Source organism: Fodinibius sp. AD559, from assembly GCF_052712805.1.
This window is the reverse complement of record NZ_JBQPVW010000003.1, coordinates 216,454-237,659: the sequence shown is the minus strand read 5'-3', so window position 1 is coordinate 237,659 and position 21,206 is coordinate 216,454. Positions and strand designations below refer to the sequence as shown.

Here is a 21,206-nt window from a genome sequence, read left to right as displayed (position 1 = left end):
GGTTTTGGAATTAAACAATAAGTGTGAAGTTATTTAACGAAATGCTAAATAAACTATTCTGTCATGAAGCAATTAACAACTTATTTATTGGTAGCTTTTTTTAGTGTAGGAGTTGTTGGATGCACCGAAAAGTCGGAGCAAGAAACACAACAGGCCAAAGAGGAGGTCAAAGAAACGGTACAATCTGCTCAAAAGGAAGTTGAGGTTAAAAAGCAGGAGTTTCTCAATAATGTTGAGGAGCAAGTTGCTGAAATGGAAGATGAAATGGAGGAGTTGAAGCAGAAAATTGATGGAGAATCAGAAGAGAAAAAATCTGAGCTCCAAAAACAGTGGGAGAGCCTTAACGATAAAAAGGATAAGCTCGAAAATGATTTGGAAGAGTTAAGGGCCAAGGCCGATGAAAACTGGTATGACCTTAAAGAGAGCATAGACGATCAGCTTGATAGCGTTAAGGATTCATTCAACAATCTGAAAGAAGATCTTGGAATTGATTCCTAATATGATAAAAGTATTCTCGTTTGGTTGTTCCACTGCGGAACGAGTTGTCTTATTTTTTAAAATTAAAAAAGGCTCCCAACCTAAGGGTGGGAGCCTTTAATACTTGAATTTCATCCTGCAATGAAATTTATTTCAGGATCTATTTAACTCATTTTGGCTCGTTCCGTACGTCTCGTGCGGAACGTTCTTTATTTGGACTATTCTTCTTCCATATACGGATATGTCCAATCTTTGGCCGGGACCGTCGTTTCCTTAATAGATCGGACCGAAATCCAGCGCATCAGGTTGGCAGCACTACCGGCTTTGTCGTTGGTTCCGGATTTACGTGCTCCACCAAACGGTTGCTGGTTGACGATAGCTGCAGTCGGTTTATCGTTGATATAGAAGTTGCCGGCTGCCTGACGCAGGTAATCCGCCATCTTATTGAGGGCGAAACGCTCCTGAGCAAAAATAGCGCCCGTCAATGCATATGGTGAGGTATTATCACACAGCTCAAGCGTTTCGTCGAATTTGTCATCTTCATAGACATAAACCGTAAGCACCGGACCAAAGATCTCCTCTTCCATGGTCTTGAACTTTGGATCATGTGCCTGAACCAATGTCGGTTCTATGAAGTATCCTTCTGAATCGTCATAGCTACCACCATACACAATCTCAGCGTCATCGGACTCTTTGACATAATCGATGTATGAGGTAATGTTATCAAATGCTTTTTGATCAATTACGGCCCCCATGAAGTTGGTGAAGTCTTCTACGTCGCCATACTTCACATCCTTGACTTCGTCGAGAAATTTCTCGCGGAACTCCGGCCAGATTGATTCCGGCAGATACATCCGCGAAGCCGCTGAGCATTTTTGTCCCTGATATTCATATGCAGCACGAATAGCTGCAATAACAACAGCATCGACATCAGCAGATTCGTGAGCAAAAATGAAATCCTTACCGCCTGTTTCGCCTACAATGCGTGGGTAGGTATTGTAATGCTCAATATTTTCGGCAATGCTTTTCCACAAGTGCTGGAAGGTTGCAGTAGATCCCGTAAAGTGTAATCCTGATAGGTGTTCGCTTTTCAGGACTGGATCACCAACATCAGGACCGTTGCCCGGCAAGAAGTTAATCACACCATCGGGCATGCCGGCCTCTTTCAATACTTTCATGATAAAGTAGCTGGAATAAATAGAGGATAGCGCCGGCTTCCAGAGTGATACATTTCCACATAGCGCAGGAGCAAGGGGCAAATTCCCTGCAATAGCGGTAAAGTTGAAGGGTGTAACAGCAAAGACAAAGCCTTCAAGCGGACGGTATTCCATCTGGTTCCACATGCCGTCCGGTGAGTAGGGCTGATCTTTATAGATCTCTTGCAGGTAATAAGCGTTAAAGCGCAAGAAGTCAGCAAACTCTCCCACAGCTTCAATTTCTGATTGGTGGGGGGTCTTTGATTGTCCCAGCATGGTAGAAGCATTCATCGTGTAGCGATAGGGACCGGTGATGAGATCTGCAGCTTTAAGGTAGATTGCGGCACGATCTTGCCATGGCATATCGGCCCATTTTTTACGAGCTTCAAGAGCTGTTTCAATAGCCATCTCCACTTCATCTTCACCGCAGAGGTGAACGGTTCCCAGCTTGTGGCTGTGATTGTGGGGCATGACCACATCTTGCTGGCGATCCGTCTTCACTTCTTTACCGCCAATGATGGCAGGTATTTCAATCTCTTTATTTTTTAATCGATCCAGTTCTTTGTGGAGTTCTTCGCGTTCGGGAGTACCTGGAGCATACGAGTTGTAGGACTCATTTTCCGGTTCCCGAATTTCAAAAAATGCATTAGCCATAATAATAGGTTGCTTTTATTTCGGATTTTCTTAGAAAATAATACTTGCTAATTTCGTGTATGAAGGTACTAAATTTTTAACAGAATTGGAGTTTTTGGGCTCCGAGGAAATTTACTGTCCTTTCAAAAACGTTTGTATCTTTTTTGCCGTTTCAAATCCGCATAATATGCAGTTGGGTACGGATACACCGCCCCGAAAATTACCTTCGATAAATAGATCTTTTTGTTGATCTTCAGCTCTATTCATATAGTTAAGGAATCGATCATACCCCATCTCATATTGTGGAATCGTTTTGGGCCAAAAGCGGAAATGGGAAAATACCGGCTCTCCAGTAATATCCAGCAGTTCACTAATCTCAGATAATACGATTTTTTGCAATTCTTGCTTGTTTTTTTCCGCAAGTTGCGGATTCCTCGCGCCGCCGATAAAACAAGTAAGCAGATGATGATTTTTAGGAGCACGACCGGGAAATAGAGATGAGGAGAACAGTACTCCCAATGTCTTTCGGTCTTCGGCTTCAGGAACGAGCATTCCAAATCCATCAAGCGGATGGCGAATTTGCTTATCAGTAAATCCTAATGCTATGACACTGAGTGGAGCATAGGGTAGATCGTTTAGTGGCTTAAATAGAGAATCTTCAAAAATAGTGGAGAGTGAGTATGCCGGAAGGGTTGATAAAATAATATCGTGTTCATCAGTAAAAGTATCGTTTTTTTGCTGCCCTTTGACAATCCACTTTTCATCATGTTTAACAACAGATTGTATTTCTGTTTCGGTCTGTACAGCCTTGCCCAGATCATCAGCTATTGCCAGTGGTAACTGTTGATTTCCCTTTTCAAAAGAAAGTAATGCCCGTTTGGGGGAATTGCTGCTGCGATCACGTTTGAACATCCCCTTTAACAAACTGCCGTGTTGTTGTTCCATATCCCATAGCGATTCAAAAGTATGCTTGACAGATAGTTTTTTGGGATCGCCTGCATAGATTCCGGATACAAAGGGATTTACGGCATAATCTAACGGCTCTTTTCCAAGACGACGAGTAATAAAATCAGCAATGGATTCATCCTCCTTATTTGATTGAGGAATAAAAGGCTCTTTCAGTAATTGCAATTTTGCTCCGGCAGAAAAGAGATCGGTAGTCAAAAAACTTCCCAACGACATAGGGAGGGGCGTTGGTTGGCCATCTTTGACAATGAATCTCTTCTTGGCCGTTTTCCCGGCTTCAATGCTTTTATCTATGAGGTCAAGGTCCTCAAGCAAATCCCAAACCTTCTGGGATTTAATCATTAGCGTGTTGGGGCCTTCTTCAACCACCCAGCTGTTTTTCCGAAAAGTTTTAATAGCTCCACCCACTTGATTATCCTTCTCATAGACGGTGACAGCAATATTATTTTGGAATAATTTATAGGCTGCTGATAATCCCGAAATGCCTCCGCCAAGTATTCCTATCGATGGTTTATTATTGGTCATTGTACCATAAATTCAATACATTCTGCTTCTTAATTAGATTCAATCTAATTAAGAATTTTGTGTTAGGATAGAAGAAAAGAAATGATAGGTAATCAATATAAATGATAAGTGAAGATTGAGGATTTGTATATTATGAAAAATGTATTAAAAATATTAGCAGTGAGTGTTGCTGCTTTCTTTCTGAGTTCATGCGGACAGACGACCAGTGATCAGTTAGTGGTGTATTCTGGACGTAGTCAAGCGTTGGTAAGCCCACTTGTTGAGGATTTTAAAAAACAAACTGGTATCGATATTGAGGTGCGTTATGGCAATGATGCTGAACTTCTGGCTGTAATGAGCGAAGAAGGCGATCAAAGTCCAGCCGATGTTTATTGGGCGAATACAACGGGTGCACTTGCAAATGCTTCACAGAAGGGAATGTTGACGACCTTGCCCGACTCGTTGACTTCAAAACCTTCGGCCTATCAGTCAAAATCTGGTAAGTGGATTCCGGTGACTGTACGATTTCGCGTGCTGGCATATAATCCCACTGCTGTAGATACGGCAAATTTGCCTAATTCCATACTTGACTTGGCTAAGATGGAAGAGTTCAAGGATCGAGTTGGATGGACCCCCACCTATTCCAGCTTCTATGATTTTATTACGGCGCTGCGACTTACAGAAGGGGATGAGACAGCTAAAAACTGGCTGAATAATATGCAGGATCTGAATCCAAAAGCCTACAGTTCTAACACTCCTATGGTACAGGCAATTTTAGCTGGAGAGGTTGATTTAGGATTGACCAACCACTATTATGTTATTCAAACAAAACACGGCGGTAAGGAAGGATATTTCGAAGATCACGAGCATTATGGAGAGGAAGGTCCCAATCCCGATGCAAATATTGAAACCTACCACTTTGAGGAAGGCGATATTGGGAATCTTGCACTTGTAACTGGTGCTACTCAGCTTAAGACGGCTGATAATGGTGAGTTAGCACAGCAGTTTTTGAGTTTTCTGCTTTCGAAGCAGGCGCAAGAATATGCTGCTAAATCTGTAAATGAGTATCCGGTTATGGATAATGTTACCTTGCCAGACTATATGCTGGATGCTAAAAAGGCGACACAATTGAGTCCGGAGTACGATTATGAACAGCTACAACAGTTAGAGGGGACACTGAATCTACTTCGTGAAGTAGGGCTTATTTAGAGATCATTTTAGATTAAACATACTTAAGCCCTGTCAATTTTGGCAGGGCTTTTTTTATTTAATTAATTTATAAAAGCTTATATACGAGGATTAACTACATTGTTATAAATAGAGCCAAAGCTGAATTCGAGTCCGAAACGTACTTCATACGAAAAAGAAGTAAGCCGTTGACGAAGGTTAAGTAGCTGTTCCTCGTCGGTTATTTCTCCCGCAGATATGGAAAGTTGGTTATTGATCCAAGCATATTCGCCAGAGATATAAAATGAGAGTCCGCGAAAGATCCGAAAGTCAAGCTGGGCTTCTGTATCAAGTCGATTTTTGTTAAAATCATGAAGGTAGGCAGAGGCATTTATACTTGCTTCAAATTCACCCCAAGGCTGCGTAAATTCAATATCAGAACTCAGCTGTTGTCGCATTAGTTGTTCAGAATTTTTGCCATAAATTGTTACATCGTTGTAATCATAATAACCAGCAGTTAACCGGTACATAAATGTAATTTGGCGTTCGGTGAATTCACGGTAAGGAAAAATACTGTATTCCAAAGCAGGACTTCCTTCGATACGCAGATCATAATTGTTCCGGGTAGAATGACCTGCTCTTGTGGAAATACCCGCTGACCAATGGTCCCCAAGGCTTTTAACTAATAACAGATCGGCGCCGCGACTTTCTCTAATAAAGGTTCTGGACTCTTCGTCGTCCTCAAATGTTTGGCGTTCGTAATATTGGTCTATATCAAATTCGATTTTCCATTCCGGAGTTATTCGCTCAGCACTTATACGCCCTCTAATAGAAAACTCTTTCTCAGATTCTTCCCCTTCAATATCAGTGTCAGCCCTGATATTAAATACCCAGTAGTTCCAATTATCAGCTTCTGAATCAGACTGGGAACTCTCTTCTGTAGCGTTATAATTAATATTTAGATCATCAGCTATTGGTCGATCAATTAGATAGTAATAAAGGCCTCTTTTAATGTATCGGTTAAGTCCAACTCGCTCCTCATTTTGAGTATCTGATTCCGCAGAAAAATATATAAGGGTTCGATCCATTCCTTTAAACTCATTTCCACCAATAAATTTGAGGGTGTATTCTTCTCCACCACTACCAGTCCGCTGATTCGTTATCAGAAGATGAACATCTGCATCTTCTTGATTTCGCACATAGTTGACAAAATTAATTTCGTCTCGAACGTACCCTTCATCGCACGCCCGGCGGCAATCCAGATACACATTAATTGTTTTTGTAGAATCTTGTGCAAGTAACGTTTCTGGTGCAAGAAAGAGAAGTAACGCAAGTAGTGGATACAGATATGATTTCAGCATTATTCTTAAAATACTATCAGAGATATGATGAGTTCTATTTGTGTTGGAAAGTGAATTAAAGTATAAGGAAAGGCTTAAACGAATTCTGTAATAAGATATAAAGAAAACTTTTTTTGCGAAAAATACATAGGTAGTATAAGGTGATAATATGTACCAAACCTGAATGAAATTTGAACTAAAATTGAAGATTTGAGTTGTTAAAAGTCAGCTATTTTTCCCTTTTTGTATATATTTTGAATATGGGATAGTTTAAAGTTGAAACCCCAGTGAAATATAAAAGTTGCGAACTTTGGCTGGAATGATACCCGGTCCCGGGTAGCCGGTAGCGCGACGCGTAAAATACTTCTCGTTCATCATGTTGTTTACGCCTCCACCCAGCGTAAATCGATTAAAGCTGTATTTGGCGGATAAGTCCATCACCTTATAAGAGGGAATAATACCTTCGATAGCAGTAGGAGTGCGGCGTGCATTGGAAGCATCAGAAAAGTGTTCGGCCACATAGCTGAACTGGTAGGAGGCTTCGAACCCATTCTTTGAAAAGGTAAGTCCCGTTTTAAAATTCAGCGGAGGAACCAGTTCTACGTTATTACCCTCAATGCCGGGTTCATCAGAATCGGTATAAGTAGCGTGAATAAGTGCGAGATTTGTAAATACTGATAGACGGGTTTCTGTATCGAAGTCAAAAAGTTTTAGTAGATCAGCCTCGGCAAATGATTCGATGCCGTAAATTTTGGCATCGGCGATATTGGTGCGGTATCGAAAAGTACGATCGATTAAATCATTAAATTTGGGATTTGGTTCGGTGCGTAGTACGGTACCGATGCGATCTTTATAAGAAAGATGAAAAGCGGTGACATCGTATTGAAACACATCGTTAATCTGACCGCGAATGCCCAAGTCGGCATTAAAGCCGCTTTCATCCTGTATGTTAGGATCGACTTCTAAATTGCCCACATCTACGCGGATATCATTAAAATTCATGGCGCGATAGTTTTGGGAGAAGTTTCCGTAAATTTCGAGCGAAGCATTGGGTCGGTAACTTGATCCAATACCAAAAAGAAAGAACGATCGCTCTCGACTGCGGTCTTCGGTGATGCGTTCATCTACCAAGATGTTACCTGCTAAATCGCGAATGATATTGCGATAGTACCCTTCGGCTTCAGTTTTGATATATTCAAATCGTAATCCCGGAGTAATGCTAAAATTAGGGGTAATGTTAAAAATATTTTCAACAAAAACTGATCGGTTCTGACTGGGTAAATCAAAATCAGATCCTTCGAGATTTGCGGGATTGAGATATCGGAATCGGGGTTCGCTACCATCTGGACCATTACCCTGTCGGCGATGGGTATAGCCGTTATAAAAACGCGTACCGGCCAAGAAAACAGATATCCCATCGAGAAAGTTATAGCGGTGAATGAGGCGCGTTTCGTTGCCCCAGTTTTGGAAGTCATCTTTAAGCAAGTTGCGCTCTCCCCCGAAGTCAATTCGATCTATTCGCTGCAGGTTTCCAAGGGCATCGCGGCCAGCAAGCAAGCCAAAAAAGCGGCTGTTGAGCCTGGTTTTACTGTTAAATATATAATCGGCATCAAGGGCAAAAATATTCCAGTTTACTTTAAACCAGTTACGCTCTCGGTTCGATTGGCTGGGATCATCGTAAAATTGGGCATCGGTTAAACCGCCGGGCTGCTGCGCCAGGTAATACATGTGGGTATACTCTGGCGTCAACGTAAGTTTTTCGGTCAGATTTATATCAAAGGAAATATAGCCGGTATGCTGATCGAGTTGTGAATTCGGCCGCCAACCATTACTGGTTTTATACTGGTAAAAGCCGTAATAGCTGACATCACCTTTTGTGCCTCCCACGCTATTAAAAGAATTGAACAACCCGAATGAGCCGTAGGATTGATTGGTATTTAGCTCGAAGGGCGTATCTTCGGGCCCGTCTTTAAATTCGAAATTAAGCATACCGCCAAATTGGGTCCCGTACTGCAGGGAAGCCGCACCGCGAATAATTTCGATACGTTCCAAGGCCTGTACAGGAGGTGTATAATAGCTTTCGGGATACCCGAGGGCATCGGCGGCGATGTCGTATCCGTTTTGCCGGGTATTGAAATTAGAGTTTCGCTTGGGGCTTAACCCGCGTCCACCCACGCTGGTTTGTATACCGGCATCACCGCTTTGCCAGATATTAAGTCCCGGCACTTTGGAATAGACCTGTCGGCTGTTATTGGTTGCTTTGTTAACAACCATGTCATCGAGGACAAGAACCTCATTTTTTTTGCTTTCGTTGATGGTTACTCCTTCAACAGATTGCAGCCGGGTAATTCCGTTTGTTTGTTGCTGTTGTTTACCACCAACAACAACCTCTTGCATTTCATTTTCAAAACCTTTCAGCTGAAAATTCTTTTCGGTATCGCTGTTAGTGATACTTACGGTTTTGCTTTGTGTTTGTTTGCCGGGATAGTAGGCTATAACAATATATTTGCCAGCCGATAAGTCAGGAATAATATATTGCCCCTGCTGATTGGTAAAGGTTTTATATTGATATTGAACAGGCAGGGAATTACCGGTTTTTGAGCTATCCTTAGAAAGAAAAATGCTTACATCTTCAATAGGATCACCACTTTTATCAGTAACCGTCCCAGATAAAGTAAAGCTTTGAGCATATACTATATTAACAGAGAAAATGGTCAAAAAAAGTAAAAAGGATAATACACGAAGCTTGATCATTGCAGATTCTTAAACCAGTTTTGTTGATTTTTATTAAAGGGTAAAATCCAATCCTTATGTGCGAACCCGCGTTCTTGTTCGGTTAGATCCATATTGGGATCAATCATGAGCTGGCTGCGGCGGCCGTTGAGCGTAACGTAGCTATCAGCGGTAATTTTTACATCTTTGATGCCCTGCTTCTGATATTTGCCTTCGAGATAGTGAGCAAACTGCAGAATCATGTCAGGTTGCGTCGCCATCATTTTTTCTTGATTGGGCGTAAGGTGTTTCCAGTTTTGAACCTGCCATTGTCGATTCGTTTCCCTGTCCGTTACGTTAAAAGTGATATGTCCTGCTTTTTCCATCAGCATAACCCGCCACGAAAAGCGGTAGCCCTGTTCGGTCCAAAACAGGTTGCCGGGATATAATGCAAAGCGTAAGGGTAACAGAAATTGCAAGACAAAGTGGAGGATTAGAATACCTCCAATAATCGAGTTACTGTTTTTATTAAGCTGAAATTCTTTTTGTAATGTAGTTTCGGAAGCTTGAAAATCGAAAGGAAGGAGGTTGCCCAATTGGGAAATCTTGGCAATGATTTTTTGATGGAAATCAGCGGAAAAGAATATCAGCGTACACAGAATCATGATAAAGGGGAACATGCCGATTTGGAAGAGGGCATAGGTCAGAAGATGAAATGCAATAACGGTGATATAGGCGAAGATGCGGGTAGGTTTCCAGAGCAGGAAGAAAGCAATCGTTAAATCGTAAAGTGCTCCCGCCCAACTGAAGATGTAGGCTGTAGACGTATATTCCAGTAGCGGACCGATTAGTGGGAGATCGGCCCTGGCGGGTAGCCAGATCCGCATGGGCATAGCATTTATAAGCCAGTCGGGATTGAGCTTTGCTGCCCCGGCAAAAAAGTAAACAAGACCCAGTTGTAGTTTAAAAATATTGATGGTCCAGGCGGGGACATACTTTCTGCGTAGCTGGGGCTTTCGAAGGACATCCAGAGAGAAGTAACGGTTGGCCGGTACTAACATCAGCAGAAAGCTGATGATACTGACAAAATAGTAGTGATTGAGATAGTTGGTTTTATCAATGAGTTCAACGTAGGTGAAAGCCAGGAAAAAGAAAACGATGCCGAAGCGATAAAAATAGCCCAGCATAATGGACAGGGCTGCGAGTCCCATCCCCAAAAAAAGCAGGTACATACCGGTTTCACCCAATGGGGTAACCCAATCGAAGCCGTAGAAGGTGAAAAAATAGTCGGGCTTTACATACAGCTCGTAGATCCACCCGTTGGCGGCAAAGCGGATGATGCTGATAAGCATGATAAATCCAAAAAGGAATCGGAATACCGCCAACGGAGCAATGGATACCCGTGAAGTAAAGTATTTTTTTATTGTTTCAGGCAACATAGGTCATTAGTCACCGTCGTTATCTTGGTAGGTAATAGTTATGCCGAGAATGGAGGTCATATCTGCCTTAATAAGTGTTACGACCTGCTGCATTTCTTCAAAGGTGGACAAAACAGGATCATTATTTTCTTCAATTTGTTGCGAAAGGGGATCGTTGAGTCCCTCGAGTGCAGATTGTGCTTCATCCATTTGTGTTTGTATTTCGTTTGACAAATCGCCGGCATTCAGGGCTTCAAGGTAGTCGTCCAGTCCTCGGCCGTTACCGCCGGTAAATGTCTTTTCAATTTGTTTAAGATTGGCAACGGCTAATTCTGTGGAATAGCCCCCATAATATGCTTCAACAGCTACGGGACGAGGAGTTCCCGCGCTTCGTACTCCCGCCGGAATACCAATCTTTCCGTCGCGCAAAAAGCGCTCATAATGTTTTACATAACTATTAATAAGCATCCCTAATGAACTTCCCACATCGGTACCGGCATTTTCTTCACTTAAAAACATGCCGATGTAATCACCGCCTGAAGATTTCCAGTCTTCTGTGGCTGTATCTACTTTATCTTTTATGAATGCGATATTATCAAGAAGGTAATTGAGGCGGTTTTCGGCATCTGCGTCGATGGTGTACATCGACAGGATTTCTTCATCGGTTTGGCCCACACCGTGTAGCAGGTAGCCGAGTGCGGGAAGGCCCTCGGCATTGGCACTGCCTATGGTGCCAAATGAGTATTTGCCGCTGGACACTCTGTCAGAAATTTTTTCGGTATCAATCGGATAGGTATTTAATGAGGTAATGGATTCGGAAGGACCAAACCGAAATGGACTTACATCCTGCCATGCCAACCGAGTATTTTTGAGGGCTTTCTGAAGTGTTGCTAAGTTCTCCAATGTGCGCTCAGTTTCAAAATCCTGTGCTGCTACCTGAAAATCATTAACGGAAGTTTGCAGCGATTCAAAAGCTGGTAAGATAATGTTATTGCCGTAATTTTCGAGCATTGCTGCCCGATTAAAGTTTGACTGTTCATCGGATGATGTACTACTGCATGCTCCGATAAAGATCAAAAGTAACGTAACAATAAATGGGGTTCGAAAGTATAGCATAGGATTGCTGAATTAAATAAGAACCGAATCCTCAAAAGGATCCGGTTCTGTGATTGAAATTCTTACAACTGATCTTGAACGGGTTCGAGATCAGGATAAGTTTCTATTAAGGTAGATTTAGCATTGTTTAAACCCTCTTTTTTTGCCTTCCAGAAGTTACCGTTTTCACCAAAATCGGTATTGAGGATTTGATCAATTTGTTGATTGGTGATTTTGCGGTTGGGGCTGTATTTTAGCGCGTTTACAAAAGCCCAGGCTTCAGAAAGAGCATGAAATGCTTCGCCTGTATTGTTGAAGTTAGATATCGTGCTGTTGATGTAATGAACAGCAGTTGCTGCAGCGAGTAGCTCGAGCGAGTCATACAGTACATCAACTTGGTCATTCAGTTTGTCTTGGTTGTTGTTAACGATGGCTGTTCTTCCCTGAATAAAGGCATCCATAATGGTGTCATTAAAACCGAGCTGGGCGTCAGAGCCATTGGAATATTTGCTCCAGAACCGTAGCTCACCTTTTCGCGAATCCGGCCAGTCAGATTCAAAATCAGCGGGCGCATTAAAGTATCCAAAAGCTTCATCAAAGTGGTGCTCTTTGGTTGTGTAGTTAGCTCCTTCTTCGGTCTCGCTGTTTTCAACATCCGGACCGATTTTTTCATCGGTTAGGTAGGCATTGAAAATTTGGTTGTAGAATACAGCGCCCATCAATCCCTTTTCTACGAGTTGGGTAAATTCACGGCCTTTGGCATCTACCAGAATATGACCATCGCCACGTGGCAACAAACCTGGAACTCCATTACTTGCTTCCCCGTTTTCACTGGCAGCAGCGGCTTTAGCAAAAAAATCTTTGAAAAGATTGTTATCGAGGTCGGGTTTGAAGGTTTTGCTTTTAAGATCGCGATCTGAAGTAAACGAAAAGTTTCCTCCTCCATCTCCGTTTGTGTTCTTAAACATGTCGTTCAGTGCTTGCTCATAAAGGGTTGCTCCGCCATGAGCTGTAGCAATATATTCTTTCATCTCTTCAACCATGTCCAGTCGGTCGGTTTGGCCGGGATAAGCTACGGTGGATTCACCGTCACGAGTAAATTCGTAGTTTTCGGGAGGTTCGATAGTAGAATTGTTGTCGCCGTCACTGTCGCTGATATCACAAGAAGAAATCAGCAGTGCAATAGCCAACAAAGGTACAGTTATTAACAGTTGGGTGCGATTTGAGGAATGCATCAATGCTTGTTTTTATTTATATTAATTCCAATTAGTAACGAGGAGAAAATAAGGAACTATTTAGACTAATTCTAAATAAAAGTAGCCTTTTTTGTTGCTCCTTGATGGGCCGGTTGACGTAAGATGCGATTCGCATAAGTGGTTAGAATTAATCCCGATCAGAAAATAGATCCATAAGCTGATTGAGTAATCCGTTTCCAACCATGGAAAGCTTTTCCTGTCTTCCAAGTGATAAGAAGCGTAAAAATTTACGGAGATCTACGAGAATGAATGGCGGATCGGTGACCAGTGTATCACTTTCAATGATATGATCCCAGTCCAGCGGTTGTTGAAATTTAATACCGTGTTTCTCCATTGTATCTTTGTACAGATGTGCAATAAGTCCGTAGCCAATGGTGGTAGGATGAATACCATCTAAGCTGAAAATACCTCCTTTGTAGACATTCCCTGAATCCCGGTGAATGCGTAAATAGTCGGTACTTAATTGGGGTAAGCCATCTCCGTCAACGAGATGTTTGGTTGCGGGATTTCGCTTCAAGGCATCTCGAAATTTTTCGGGATAAGGAATGCGTTTTCGTCCGCCCAGTCGCCTGCGCGCAATACCGCTCACATATCGATTGAGGGGCACGGTAATCCAGCCGTACTCGTCTGCAACTTCTCGAATAATGGTGTTGTACTCATCCACATATTGGTCAAGTGAGATAGCCTGTTCTTTAGTGAGATGGGGATGTTTGTCGGGATCAAAATCGGCATCCCAAATCCAAAAGCGCGTATAGTAGTCGAAGTAGCCGGTATGCTTTTCGCGGGATTTATCTGCGTTGACTCCGCGCGCGACAGGAGGAATTGTGACATAAGGAATGGTTTGGGTGATGACGCGTTCGGCCCCAATTTTACTCACCCTTTCGGCCAGCTTGCGATACTCCTGCTCAAAATGTTCGGGACGATAGACCGTATAGTTACGTTTGGATGGGAATTCATCCAAATCCTCTTCTTCGGAAAGTTCAAAATTCAGGTCGGATACTGCACCAATAACATTATTATGTCCCGCTGAAACAATGAGGTTTTCGATGCCCCCGTGCTTTTGCAGGTATTCTGCATTATCGAGCTGCGTGAATTGACTGAATTTATTATCGAATGATGGATTGAGTACCAATCGCGCAGTAACGTACATGGCGTGATCGGGGAGCATATCAAACATGGAGTATGTCTCGGGTTGGGTTTCAATATATTCCCGACTGTTCTGTTCGGTAATCATCCAGGTATCGTTCATGGCAAAACCCCATATCGATTGGTTGTGGTAGGGTATCTCCCGATCTTGTTTGAGGGATTTTCTATTTCCCTCCCAATAGCGCTTTACCCGCCGCAGTGTTGAGTAGAGATGAGTGATGGCGGGTAGATATTCGTTCCATTCAATAGAGTCACCGAACTCATCGGAAAGACCACGGGCCAATACTTCGAGATTAAGTGGAATACCTGCTTGTCCAGTGAATTGTGGCTGATTAAAATCCGGTGCAGGTTCCCAGCACTGGCGCAAAAAATTGGGAAAATTCAGATCAGTCCGATATATACCCCCGTTTTGAAATCCCTGGCTGACGCTATCACCAAGAACTACGAGCTTATGTTCAGGATGTTTTGTTTTACTGCTCACAGGTAAAATGGAGTTTTAGCTACCGGCTTGGAATTATGATTAAACTTCCTGAGAATATGTCGTATCTTAACAGGTCTTTTTTCAAACAGAATGTAGTAAAAGGATGAGCAAAATAGAAAGCAACCGACTGGAACAATTTCGTAAAGAGCGTGAAGAAGCAAATGAAAAGGTATTTGATCTTGATCATTTAGGGATCAAACGCTTTTTTAATCTTGATAATAATACCTACAAAGATGGAGCACTTCCGGGCCAAACCAAGGAGCTGTTGGGATTAGTGGCTTCCACAGTACTGCGTTGTAATGATTGCATCGATTATCATTTGGAACAATGTGCTAAAAATGGCTCTACCAAAGATGAAATTATTGATGCATTAAATGTTGCGCTTGTTGTTGGTGGAAGTATCGTAATCCCCCATTTGCGTCGTGCTGTGGAAACCCTCGAAATATTGGAAGAAGAAGGCCACCTCGATTCATAAAATATCGTCATTTTGATTCGCTACGCATCGCTATCATTTCTCATATTATTCTTAATAAGTTCATCGGGTAATGCCCAGATGATGGATGCCCATGTAGGGCCCGATTCTGTATCGACGGCACTGGTACCGGCCGCGGGCTATAGTTCTAATGAAGGATTTTTGGGTGGACTGATCTTTAGCCGGTACGATTACCGCGGAAACCAACAGCCGTTTAATAATTTGCTGGAGACATCAGCTATAGCTACCACAAAAGGTTTTATTGAGGTGGATGCGCGATATGAACAAACCCAGACCTTCGGTCAAAATATTAGATCGATAGCAGATATTTATTTTTATCGCTATACGCAGGATCAGTTTTTTGGGATTGGAAATGGAACAACATTTTCTGATGCCCAATGGGATGATGAATACTATTTTTTCAGATCGATAGGATTTAGCTTTGATTACCGCATTCGGAAACCAATATATGAGTGGGGACGAAAGCAGCTCGATCTCCAGCTGGGGGGAGCTACCGAGTATCATATTCCCTATATAAGTGATGCTCAATCATCTTTTGCCTTAGAAACGCCCAACGGAAGTGAGGGGGGCTGGGTTAACAATTTAAATACGGGATTGATTTGGGAGAATCGCGACAGCGAATTTGATCCCCATCATGGAAACAGGGCCGAGCTGGAACTTCGTGCAGCCCCAAAGTGGATTGGGAATTATGGTTTAGCTACGGCGCGTTTGGAACTGCGACAATATTTTTACCTGTTTGATTGGTTGACAGTGGCAAATCGATTGGAAGCACGTCATGCTATGGGCGATACCCCGTATTGGGAACTCTCTACACTCGGTAATAAAAAAACGCTTCGCGGTTATCCACTGAATCGTTTTAAAGGCAATACGTCATTGGCTTATACGCTGGAATTACGAACATGGTTGTTAAGATTCCCGCAGCTTTACGGTCTTAAATTTGGGGGACAGCTTTTTACTGATGCGGGAAGAGTATTTACTGAAACAGACGATGTAAATGATTTATTTGAGGGATACCATCAAACCGTGGGATTCGGTGGAGCGATGTCTATTTTTAACCCTGATTTTATTTTGCGCGGGGAAATTGGATTTTCTGAAGATGTGAGCCGTATATATATTGGTGTAGGATATATGTTTTAAGATCTGTTCTTTTCTAAGAGCTTAATTAAATTTTAATTTTTTTTTTGATAATATGAGTCGATCAATTTTATTAACAGCAGCAAGAGAAGACACTGAAGTCTTTCGATCGAAGTTTAAGGAGAAACCCGTATCCATTTTGCACTATCCCTTGGAGCGTTATGAAGCGCTGGAAGATAATGGGGATATTCTGGATGCTTTGGAGAATCTCGAAGAATATGAGAATATCGTTCACGGCAGTAAGCGCAATGCCCAGTTTTGGGTAAAATGGTTGCAAGAGTTTGATAAGATGGAGAAGGCGCGTAATCAGCTCAATTTGGCGCTCAATCAGCATGCTGCGAATTATCTGGAGGAACAGGGCATTCCGGCGGTGCATCCACATTCCGAGGGAAAGGCGATTAACCTGCTGGAATTTATGCTGCGGATTAAGCGCATTGGCAAAACGCTATATCCCTGCGGAGATAAAACCGCGGAAGATCTGCCCGCTCTGCTTCGTGAGCTGGATATTGAGGTTAATGAACTGGTGCTGTTCACGTTGGAAGGGCCCGAAGAAAATAAACTGGAGGAGTATCGAAAAGACTTTGCAGCACATCAACCTGAGTTTGTAATCTTTCACTCTCGTCGTTCAGTGAACCGAACGTTGGCAGCTTTTCCGAATGCCAATTTTAGTGATCCCTATATTATTTCCGGGGATCAGGCCGTAACTGATAAACTGGAAACAGAGGATGTTACCGTTGATGAACAGGCCGAGGGAAGCTGGGATTCAATTCGGGAGATTATTGAAAAAGAAATATAATCAGATAAGATCTGTGTTAATCTGTGGCTGATACTATTTAAATTTCACAATAGTACAGCCAGCTCCGCCCTGTGAAATAGGAGCCATCTCATACCCTTGAACTTCTTTGCGTTTGTCGAGGTATTCGTGTACCAGCTTTTTGAGAATTCCTTCACCTTTGCCATGGATAATTTGAACATCACTTCTACCGGCGGCCACAGCATCGTCAATATAACGCTGCACTTCTTTCATTGCGGCATCGCCGCGCATGCCCCGAATGCTGAGTTGGGGCTTTACCATCTTAAATCGGCTTCCGTCCTCAAAATTAACTTTTACCTTTTGCTTTGTAGGTTTGCGATCTGAAGCGTCCTCAACTTTAATGAGCTTATTGTATTTTGTCTTGACGCGTAACCCACCGGCAGATATAACGGCTTTTTTACCATTTACATCTTTTAATTCTCCTGTGGTGTTGGTGTCTTTTAAACGCACTAAGTCACCCACTTCCGGCTTGTCGGATGAATCCTGATACCCCTCCTGTTCTTCTTCCAGTTCTTGGAGTTCTGAGGTCACTTTCTTGCGATGCGTTTCTACCTCTTCACGGGCTTCTTTAATCGTTTCATCATCTTTTTGTCCCTGCTCGACGATTCGCTGTACCGCTTCCTCAATTTTTTTGTTAGCGGAGTCCATTATTTCTTTGGCTTCCTTGAGCGCTTTCTCTCTAATCTGCTCTTTTTCTTTTTCGATGGCCGAGCGTTTTTCTTCGTAACGATGCCGCTCTTTTTCCGTTTTGGATTTGAGCTGATCGTACTTCCTTTTGATTTCTTCAGCTTCCTGTGTTTTGGACTCGAGTTCAGTAATTAGCGTTTCCATGTCGCTTTTAGCTTCGCCGAGGAGTCTACGAGATCGACGCAGAAGTTCGTTTTGAAGCTTCATCCGCTCAGCAATTTCAAACGCATAGCTACTACCGGGTACGCCTTTTTTAAATCGATAGGTGGGAGAAAGTGTATCCTGATCAAATTCCATCGAGCCATTCACGGCATGTTTATGATCATGGGCAAAAACTTTGAGTGAGCCGTGGTGTGTGGTAACCAGCGTTTTAGCTTTGCGTTCCATCAGGATTTCAATAAGGGATTGAAACAGTGCGCCGCCCTCTTCGGGATCTGTTCCCGCTGCTGCCTCATCAATCAGAACCAGGCTTTGGTCATCGGCATTATCCAAGGTATGCTTCATCCATTCAAGACGCGATGAAAATGTACTCAAGTCATTTTCGATGGATTGATCGTCGCCCATATCTACAAAAATGCTGTTGAAAATGGGAATCTCTGAACTGTCTCGGGCTGGAATGGCAAATCCGGACTGTATCATCATGCTGCATAAGCCCAGCGTTTTGAGTGCGACCGATTTACCGCCGGCATTTGGGCCCGTAATAACGAGACATTGCTCATCTTCGGTAAGTTCCATATTCAATGGAACCACTTTCTCCTGTTTTTCTTTGGGAATTTGCCGGTTTTTAAGCAGTAACAGAGGGTTGTAAGCTTCTTTTAGATAGAGATGAGATGTTTCTGAAATGACGGGCACAAATCCATCCAGATCGATACTGAGCTGCGCCTTGGCCAAAATAATATCGAAGGTAGTTAATGTTTTCAGGTTTTGACGGATGGAATCCCTCTGTTGCCGAACATGCGTCGTTAGCTCGCGGAGAATGCGTTCGATCTCCTGTTTTTCTTCGGATTCGAGCTGACGGATTTCATTGTTGATTTCTAGTGCTTCTACCGGTTCCAGGTAGACCGTTTGGCCCGATGAGGAGACGTCATGCACAAATCCCTGTACTTTCCGTTTGTACTCGGCCTGAACAGGAATCACCATTCGTCCATTGCGGATGGTGGCACCTTCATCAGAGGTCATCCCTTCCTTGGAAAGCCGCCCCATCACCCGATTGATAGTTGTACGCAGATCATTTTTTCGCTTATTAATCTTATTTCGGATGGATTGCAGCTTGGGACTGGCATCGCTTCGAAGTTCCCCATTCTCAGTAAGAACATCTTGCAGGGTTTCTTCCAAATCTTTCAGTGGAATAAGTCCAACCGAAATGTCTTTGAGGGCAGGATAGTGTTCCTTGCGCTGATCGATGTAGGATTTAACGACACGCGCGGTAATACTGAGTTCCAGAATTTCTACAAAAGCTTCCAGTGGTATAATACTGTTTTCTGGCCGGGCTTTATCGAGATAGTCGCGGATATCATGCAAGTTGCGCAAGGGAAAAGCCGAGTCGTTAAGCAGCAGATCCATCATCTCTTTGGTTTGTGCCAACCTGCGTTCAATAACCTGCCGGTCGGAAAAAGGCATTAGGGATTTGAGCCGGTTGCGCGCTATATCCGATTGAGCTTTTTTAACGGTAGCTTCACGAATTGACTCAAATCCAATTTTATCGCTCAGATGTTCCGGGAATAAGTGCATATCTGTTTTTTGTCTCCTGTCATCCTATCCCGAAGGCTTCCGGGATCAGAATCTGTAAATGTATAAGTAGATTGATAGTTTTAAATAGTTCTTAATATAAGCTTCTTCCCGCGGAAATGATGAATTTGAAAAGAGTAAAATTATTCTTAATTGAAGTCACAATGAAAAATCCCTCCTTGAGGAGGGTGGGCCAATCTGCTAACACGGATTGGATCGGGAGGTGTAAATCATAAATACCCCTCGTCCTGATAAATCAGGACACTCCCCTCGAGGGGGAGATGTAATCAAAGAATTAACTACCGAAATCGATATGAAGTTACCAATTTACCAAGTTGATGCCTTTGCCTCAGAACCTTTTGAGGGTAATCCTGCCGCGGTATGTCCGCTGGATAATTGGTTGCCTGATGAGCTGATTCAGCAGATAGCAATGGAAAATAATCTTTCGGAAACGGCCTTTTTTGTCGAGCAGGATGAGGGCTATCGGCTACGTTGGTTTACTCCTACCACCGAAGTAGATTTGTGCGGACATGCCACGCTGGCTTCAGCTCATGTACTTTTTGAGCATCTGGATTATAGTCAGCAAATCATTCGTTTTGATTCCAACAGTGGTGAATTGATGGTACGGAAAGAAGGAGATAGATTGGTGATGAACTTTCCGGCCGCAGAGTTAAATAGGACAGAGAGTCCTAACTTTTTGGAGGAGGCTGTAGGGGTTCCGCCTAAAGAACTCTATCGGGATACAGATTATTTGTATGTGGTAGAATCTGAAGAGCAAGTTCGTAATTTAGATCCGGATATTCGAGCGTTGGCTAAAGCAGATGTGCGCGGTATTATTGTTACGGCGGCCGCTGACGGTAATAACTTTGATTTTGTATCGCGATTTTTTGCTCCCAATGCCGGGGTGGATGAAGACCCGGTGACCGGCTCGGCTCACACCATGTTGACGCCGTATTGGGGCAGGCGGCTGGAGAAAAAGAAGTTGGTAGGAAGACAAGTCTCACGGCGCGGGGGAACGGTATATTGCCATCACAAGGATAACCGTGTTGAGATAGCAGGTGAAGCTTGTACGGTGATGCAAGGACAGATGGAAATATAATGGAATTACTGATACTTTTACTATTGGGAGTTGTGGCAGGTATTGTCGCTGGGCTTTTTGGTTTGGGCGGCGGCATCCTGTTTACGCCTATTTTGTTTATCGTATTTAGCGATGCGGGTATTGAAAATCCTGTGGTTCTAACTATTGGAAGCTCGCTTTTCTGTACTTTTATTGCGGCCTTTGGAAGCTCTGTCCGTCAATTTCAACAGAAGAACTTTTATTGGTCAGAGGGTATGACAATTGGCTTGATGGGAGCGGGTGGAGTGTACTTGGGCAAGCTTGTAATTACATCGTCATACTACAGCCAGCAAGAGTTTGTCATTTTTTTTAGTCTGTTGCTGTTATATGTGGCTTATATGTTTTATCGCCGAGGTGCAAGAAATAAAAAAGAAATTGAGCAAAATGATACAGCTGTAACGTTGCCTCAATCGTTTGTTACCGGTGGACTTGGGGGATTGGTAGCTGCTTTGGCCGGTATTGGCGGCGGTGGTGTAATGGTGCCGTTGCTGAATTTAGTCTTTAAAAAAAGCTTTGCTCGCTCAGTTAGTATTTCTTCTTTGGCTATTGTTTTGATTTCTCTTTCGGGCTGGGTGCAGCTCGGATTGGTTGAAAGCGGGATAGGAACACTCACGAAATTTCATTGGGGCTATGTGGATTTTGGGGCGGCTTTTCCGCTGGCGGTTGGAGGATTGTTAGGTGGATTTCTCGGGGCTCTGTTTAATCTGAAAATCAATCGTCGTTATTTGCAGTATGCGTTTTCGGTATTGGCTATTGCCATGGCTATTAAATTAATTATCGAAGTTTTTTGATCTGAAAAGCCGATTGGATAAGTAGTTATTATTGAGCCGAATGACTCAAAG

The 21,206-nt window shown here is 43.0% G+C and carries 16 protein-coding genes; 7 read left to right on the top strand and 9 right to left on the bottom strand.

The window, feature by feature from the left end; genetic code table 11:
• Positions 1 to 63: 63 nt before the first annotated feature.
• Complete coding sequence (locus tag ACQ4LT_RS06720; RefSeq protein ID WP_445665264.1) at positions 64 to 498, top strand: Rnase Y domain-containing protein; 435 nt, start codon at positions 64 to 66, stop codon at positions 496 to 498.
• 197 nt (positions 499 to 695) lie between these two features.
• Here the strand turns inward: ACQ4LT_RS06720 and pruA are convergent, their stop codons facing one another.
• Both pruA and hemG read right to left on the bottom strand, forming a co-directional pair.
• Positions 696 to 2,327, bottom strand: a complete 1,632-nt coding sequence (pruA, locus tag ACQ4LT_RS06715) for an L-glutamate gamma-semialdehyde dehydrogenase (RefSeq protein WP_445665263.1) — start codon at positions 2,325 to 2,327, stop codon at positions 696 to 698.
• 111 nt (positions 2,328 to 2,438) lie between these two features.
• Positions 2,439 to 3,797: a protoporphyrinogen oxidase gene (hemG, locus tag ACQ4LT_RS06710; RefSeq protein WP_445665262.1), complete on the bottom strand. Its 1,359-nt coding sequence runs from the start codon at positions 3,795 to 3,797 to the stop codon at positions 2,439 to 2,441.
• Between the two features lie 132 nt (positions 3,798 to 3,929).
• Between hemG and ACQ4LT_RS06705 the strand changes: the two genes are divergently transcribed.
• Entirely contained in the window at positions 3,930 to 4,985 is a 1,056-nt protein-coding gene (locus ACQ4LT_RS06705) for an iron ABC transporter substrate-binding protein (protein WP_445665261.1), read from the top strand.
• Between the two features lie 77 nt (positions 4,986 to 5,062).
• Here the strand turns inward: ACQ4LT_RS06705 and ACQ4LT_RS06700 are convergent, their stop codons facing one another.
• The 6 genes from ACQ4LT_RS06700 to ACQ4LT_RS06675 form a co-directional block, all read right to left on the bottom strand.
• Complete coding sequence (locus tag ACQ4LT_RS06700; protein ID WP_445665260.1) at positions 5,063 to 6,304, bottom strand: hypothetical protein; 1,242 nt, start codon at positions 6,302 to 6,304, stop codon at positions 5,063 to 5,065.
• 249 nt (positions 6,305 to 6,553) lie between these two features.
• Positions 6,554 to 9,037, bottom strand: a complete 2,484-nt coding sequence (locus tag ACQ4LT_RS06695; RefSeq protein WP_445665259.1) for a TonB-dependent receptor domain-containing protein — start codon at positions 9,035 to 9,037, stop codon at positions 6,554 to 6,556.
• Positions 9,034 to 10,434, bottom strand: a complete 1,401-nt coding sequence (locus ACQ4LT_RS06690) for an HTTM domain-containing protein (RefSeq protein ID WP_445665258.1) — start codon at positions 10,432 to 10,434, stop codon at positions 9,034 to 9,036. Before ACQ4LT_RS06690 ends, ACQ4LT_RS06695 begins: the two co-directional genes overlap by 4 nt.
• Positions 10,435 to 10,440: 6 nt before the next feature.
• Positions 10,441 to 11,529 carry an imelysin family protein gene (locus ACQ4LT_RS06685; RefSeq protein WP_445665257.1) on the bottom strand — a complete coding sequence of 363 codons (1,089 nt, stop codon included), beginning with the start codon at positions 11,527 to 11,529 and terminating at the stop codon, positions 10,441 to 10,443.
• Positions 11,530 to 11,591: 62 nt separating this feature from the next.
• Entirely contained in the window at positions 11,592 to 12,743 is a 1,152-nt protein-coding gene (locus ACQ4LT_RS06680; RefSeq protein ID WP_445665256.1) for a DUF4856 domain-containing protein, read from the bottom strand.
• Between the two features lie 148 nt (positions 12,744 to 12,891).
• A complete protein-coding gene (locus ACQ4LT_RS06675; protein WP_445665255.1) occupies positions 12,892 to 14,391 on the bottom strand; it encodes a hypothetical protein in 1,500 nt (499 codons plus the stop codon).
• A 103-nt stretch (positions 14,392 to 14,494) separates the two neighbouring features.
• On the opposite strand from ACQ4LT_RS06675, the gene ACQ4LT_RS06670 reads away from it, so the two are divergent.
• Genes ACQ4LT_RS06670 through ACQ4LT_RS06660 form a run of 3 tightly spaced genes read left to right on the top strand, consistent with a single transcriptional unit; the run spans position 14,495 to position 16,814 of the window.
• Entirely contained in the window at positions 14,495 to 14,866 is a 372-nt protein-coding gene (locus tag ACQ4LT_RS06670; protein WP_445665254.1) for a carboxymuconolactone decarboxylase family protein, read from the top strand.
• A 12-nt stretch (positions 14,867 to 14,878) separates the two neighbouring features.
• Positions 14,879 to 16,021 (top strand): BamA/TamA family outer membrane protein, encoded by a 1,143-nt coding sequence (locus tag ACQ4LT_RS06665; RefSeq protein ID WP_445665253.1) that lies wholly within the window; start codon positions 14,879 to 14,881, stop codon positions 16,019 to 16,021.
• 52 nt (positions 16,022 to 16,073) lie between these two features.
• The gene (locus ACQ4LT_RS06660; protein WP_445665252.1) at positions 16,074 to 16,814 is read left to right on the top strand and encodes a uroporphyrinogen-III synthase; all 741 of its coding nucleotides are present in this window, start codon (positions 16,074 to 16,076) and stop codon (positions 16,812 to 16,814) included.
• A gap of 33 nt (positions 16,815 to 16,847) precedes the next feature.
• Here ACQ4LT_RS06660 and ACQ4LT_RS06655 read toward each other — a convergent pair whose 3' ends face one another.
• Positions 16,848 to 19,250: an endonuclease MutS2 gene (locus ACQ4LT_RS06655; protein WP_445665251.1), complete on the bottom strand. Its 2,403-nt coding sequence runs from the start codon at positions 19,248 to 19,250 to the stop codon at positions 16,848 to 16,850.
• 310 nt (positions 19,251 to 19,560) lie between these two features.
• Here ACQ4LT_RS06655 and ACQ4LT_RS06650 point away from each other — a divergent pair, with 310 nt between their 5' ends.
• Both ACQ4LT_RS06650 and ACQ4LT_RS06645 read left to right on the top strand, forming a co-directional pair.
• The gene (locus ACQ4LT_RS06650) at positions 19,561 to 20,346 is read left to right on the top strand and encodes a PhzF family phenazine biosynthesis protein (protein ID WP_445665250.1); all 786 of its coding nucleotides are present in this window, start codon (positions 19,561 to 19,563) and stop codon (positions 20,344 to 20,346) included.
• Entirely contained in the window at positions 20,346 to 21,155 is an 810-nt protein-coding gene (locus ACQ4LT_RS06645) for a sulfite exporter TauE/SafE family protein (RefSeq protein ID WP_445665249.1), read from the top strand. The genes ACQ4LT_RS06650 and ACQ4LT_RS06645 overlap by 1 nt, the downstream gene beginning before the upstream one ends.
• Positions 21,156 to 21,206: the final 51 nt, after the last annotated feature.

Bases quoted from the DNA above. Each gene is read 5' to 3' on its own strand.
- ACQ4LT_RS06670 (WP_445665254.1), top strand. From the start codon at position 14,495: ATGAGCAAAATAGAAAGCAACCGACTGGAACAATTTCGTAAAGAGCGT.
- ACQ4LT_RS06655 (WP_445665251.1), bottom strand. From the start codon at position 19,250: ATGCACTTATTCCCGGAACATCTGAGCGATAAAATTGGATTTGAGTCA.
- ACQ4LT_RS06720 (WP_445665264.1), top strand. From the start codon at position 64: ATGAAGCAATTAACAACTTATTTATTGGTAGCTTTTTTTAGTGTAGGA.
- pruA (WP_445665263.1), bottom strand. From the start codon at position 2,327: ATGGCTAATGCATTTTTTGAAATTCGGGAACCGGAAAATGAGTCCTAC.
- ACQ4LT_RS06645 (WP_445665249.1), top strand. From the start codon at position 20,346: ATGGAATTACTGATACTTTTACTATTGGGAGTTGTGGCAGGTATTGTC.
- ACQ4LT_RS06685 (WP_445665257.1), bottom strand. From the start codon at position 11,529: ATGCTATACTTTCGAACCCCATTTATTGTTACGTTACTTTTGATCTTT.
- ACQ4LT_RS06690 (WP_445665258.1), bottom strand. From the start codon at position 10,434: ATGTTGCCTGAAACAATAAAAAAATACTTTACTTCACGGGTATCCATT.
- hemG (WP_445665262.1), bottom strand. From the start codon at position 3,797: ATGACCAATAATAAACCATCGATAGGAATACTTGGCGGAGGCATTTCG.
- ACQ4LT_RS06680 (WP_445665256.1), bottom strand. From the start codon at position 12,743: ATGCATTCCTCAAATCGCACCCAACTGTTAATAACTGTACCTTTGTTG.
- ACQ4LT_RS06705 (WP_445665261.1), top strand. From the start codon at position 3,930: ATGAAAAATGTATTAAAAATATTAGCAGTGAGTGTTGCTGCTTTCTTT.
- ACQ4LT_RS06695 (WP_445665259.1), bottom strand. From the start codon at position 9,037: ATGATCAAGCTTCGTGTATTATCCTTTTTACTTTTTTTGACCATTTTC.
- ACQ4LT_RS06660 (WP_445665252.1), top strand. From the start codon at position 16,074: ATGAGTCGATCAATTTTATTAACAGCAGCAAGAGAAGACACTGAAGTC.
- ACQ4LT_RS06700 (WP_445665260.1), bottom strand. From the start codon at position 6,304: ATGCTGAAATCATATCTGTATCCACTACTTGCGTTACTTCTCTTTCTT.
- ACQ4LT_RS06650 (WP_445665250.1), top strand. From the start codon at position 19,561: ATGAAGTTACCAATTTACCAAGTTGATGCCTTTGCCTCAGAACCTTTT.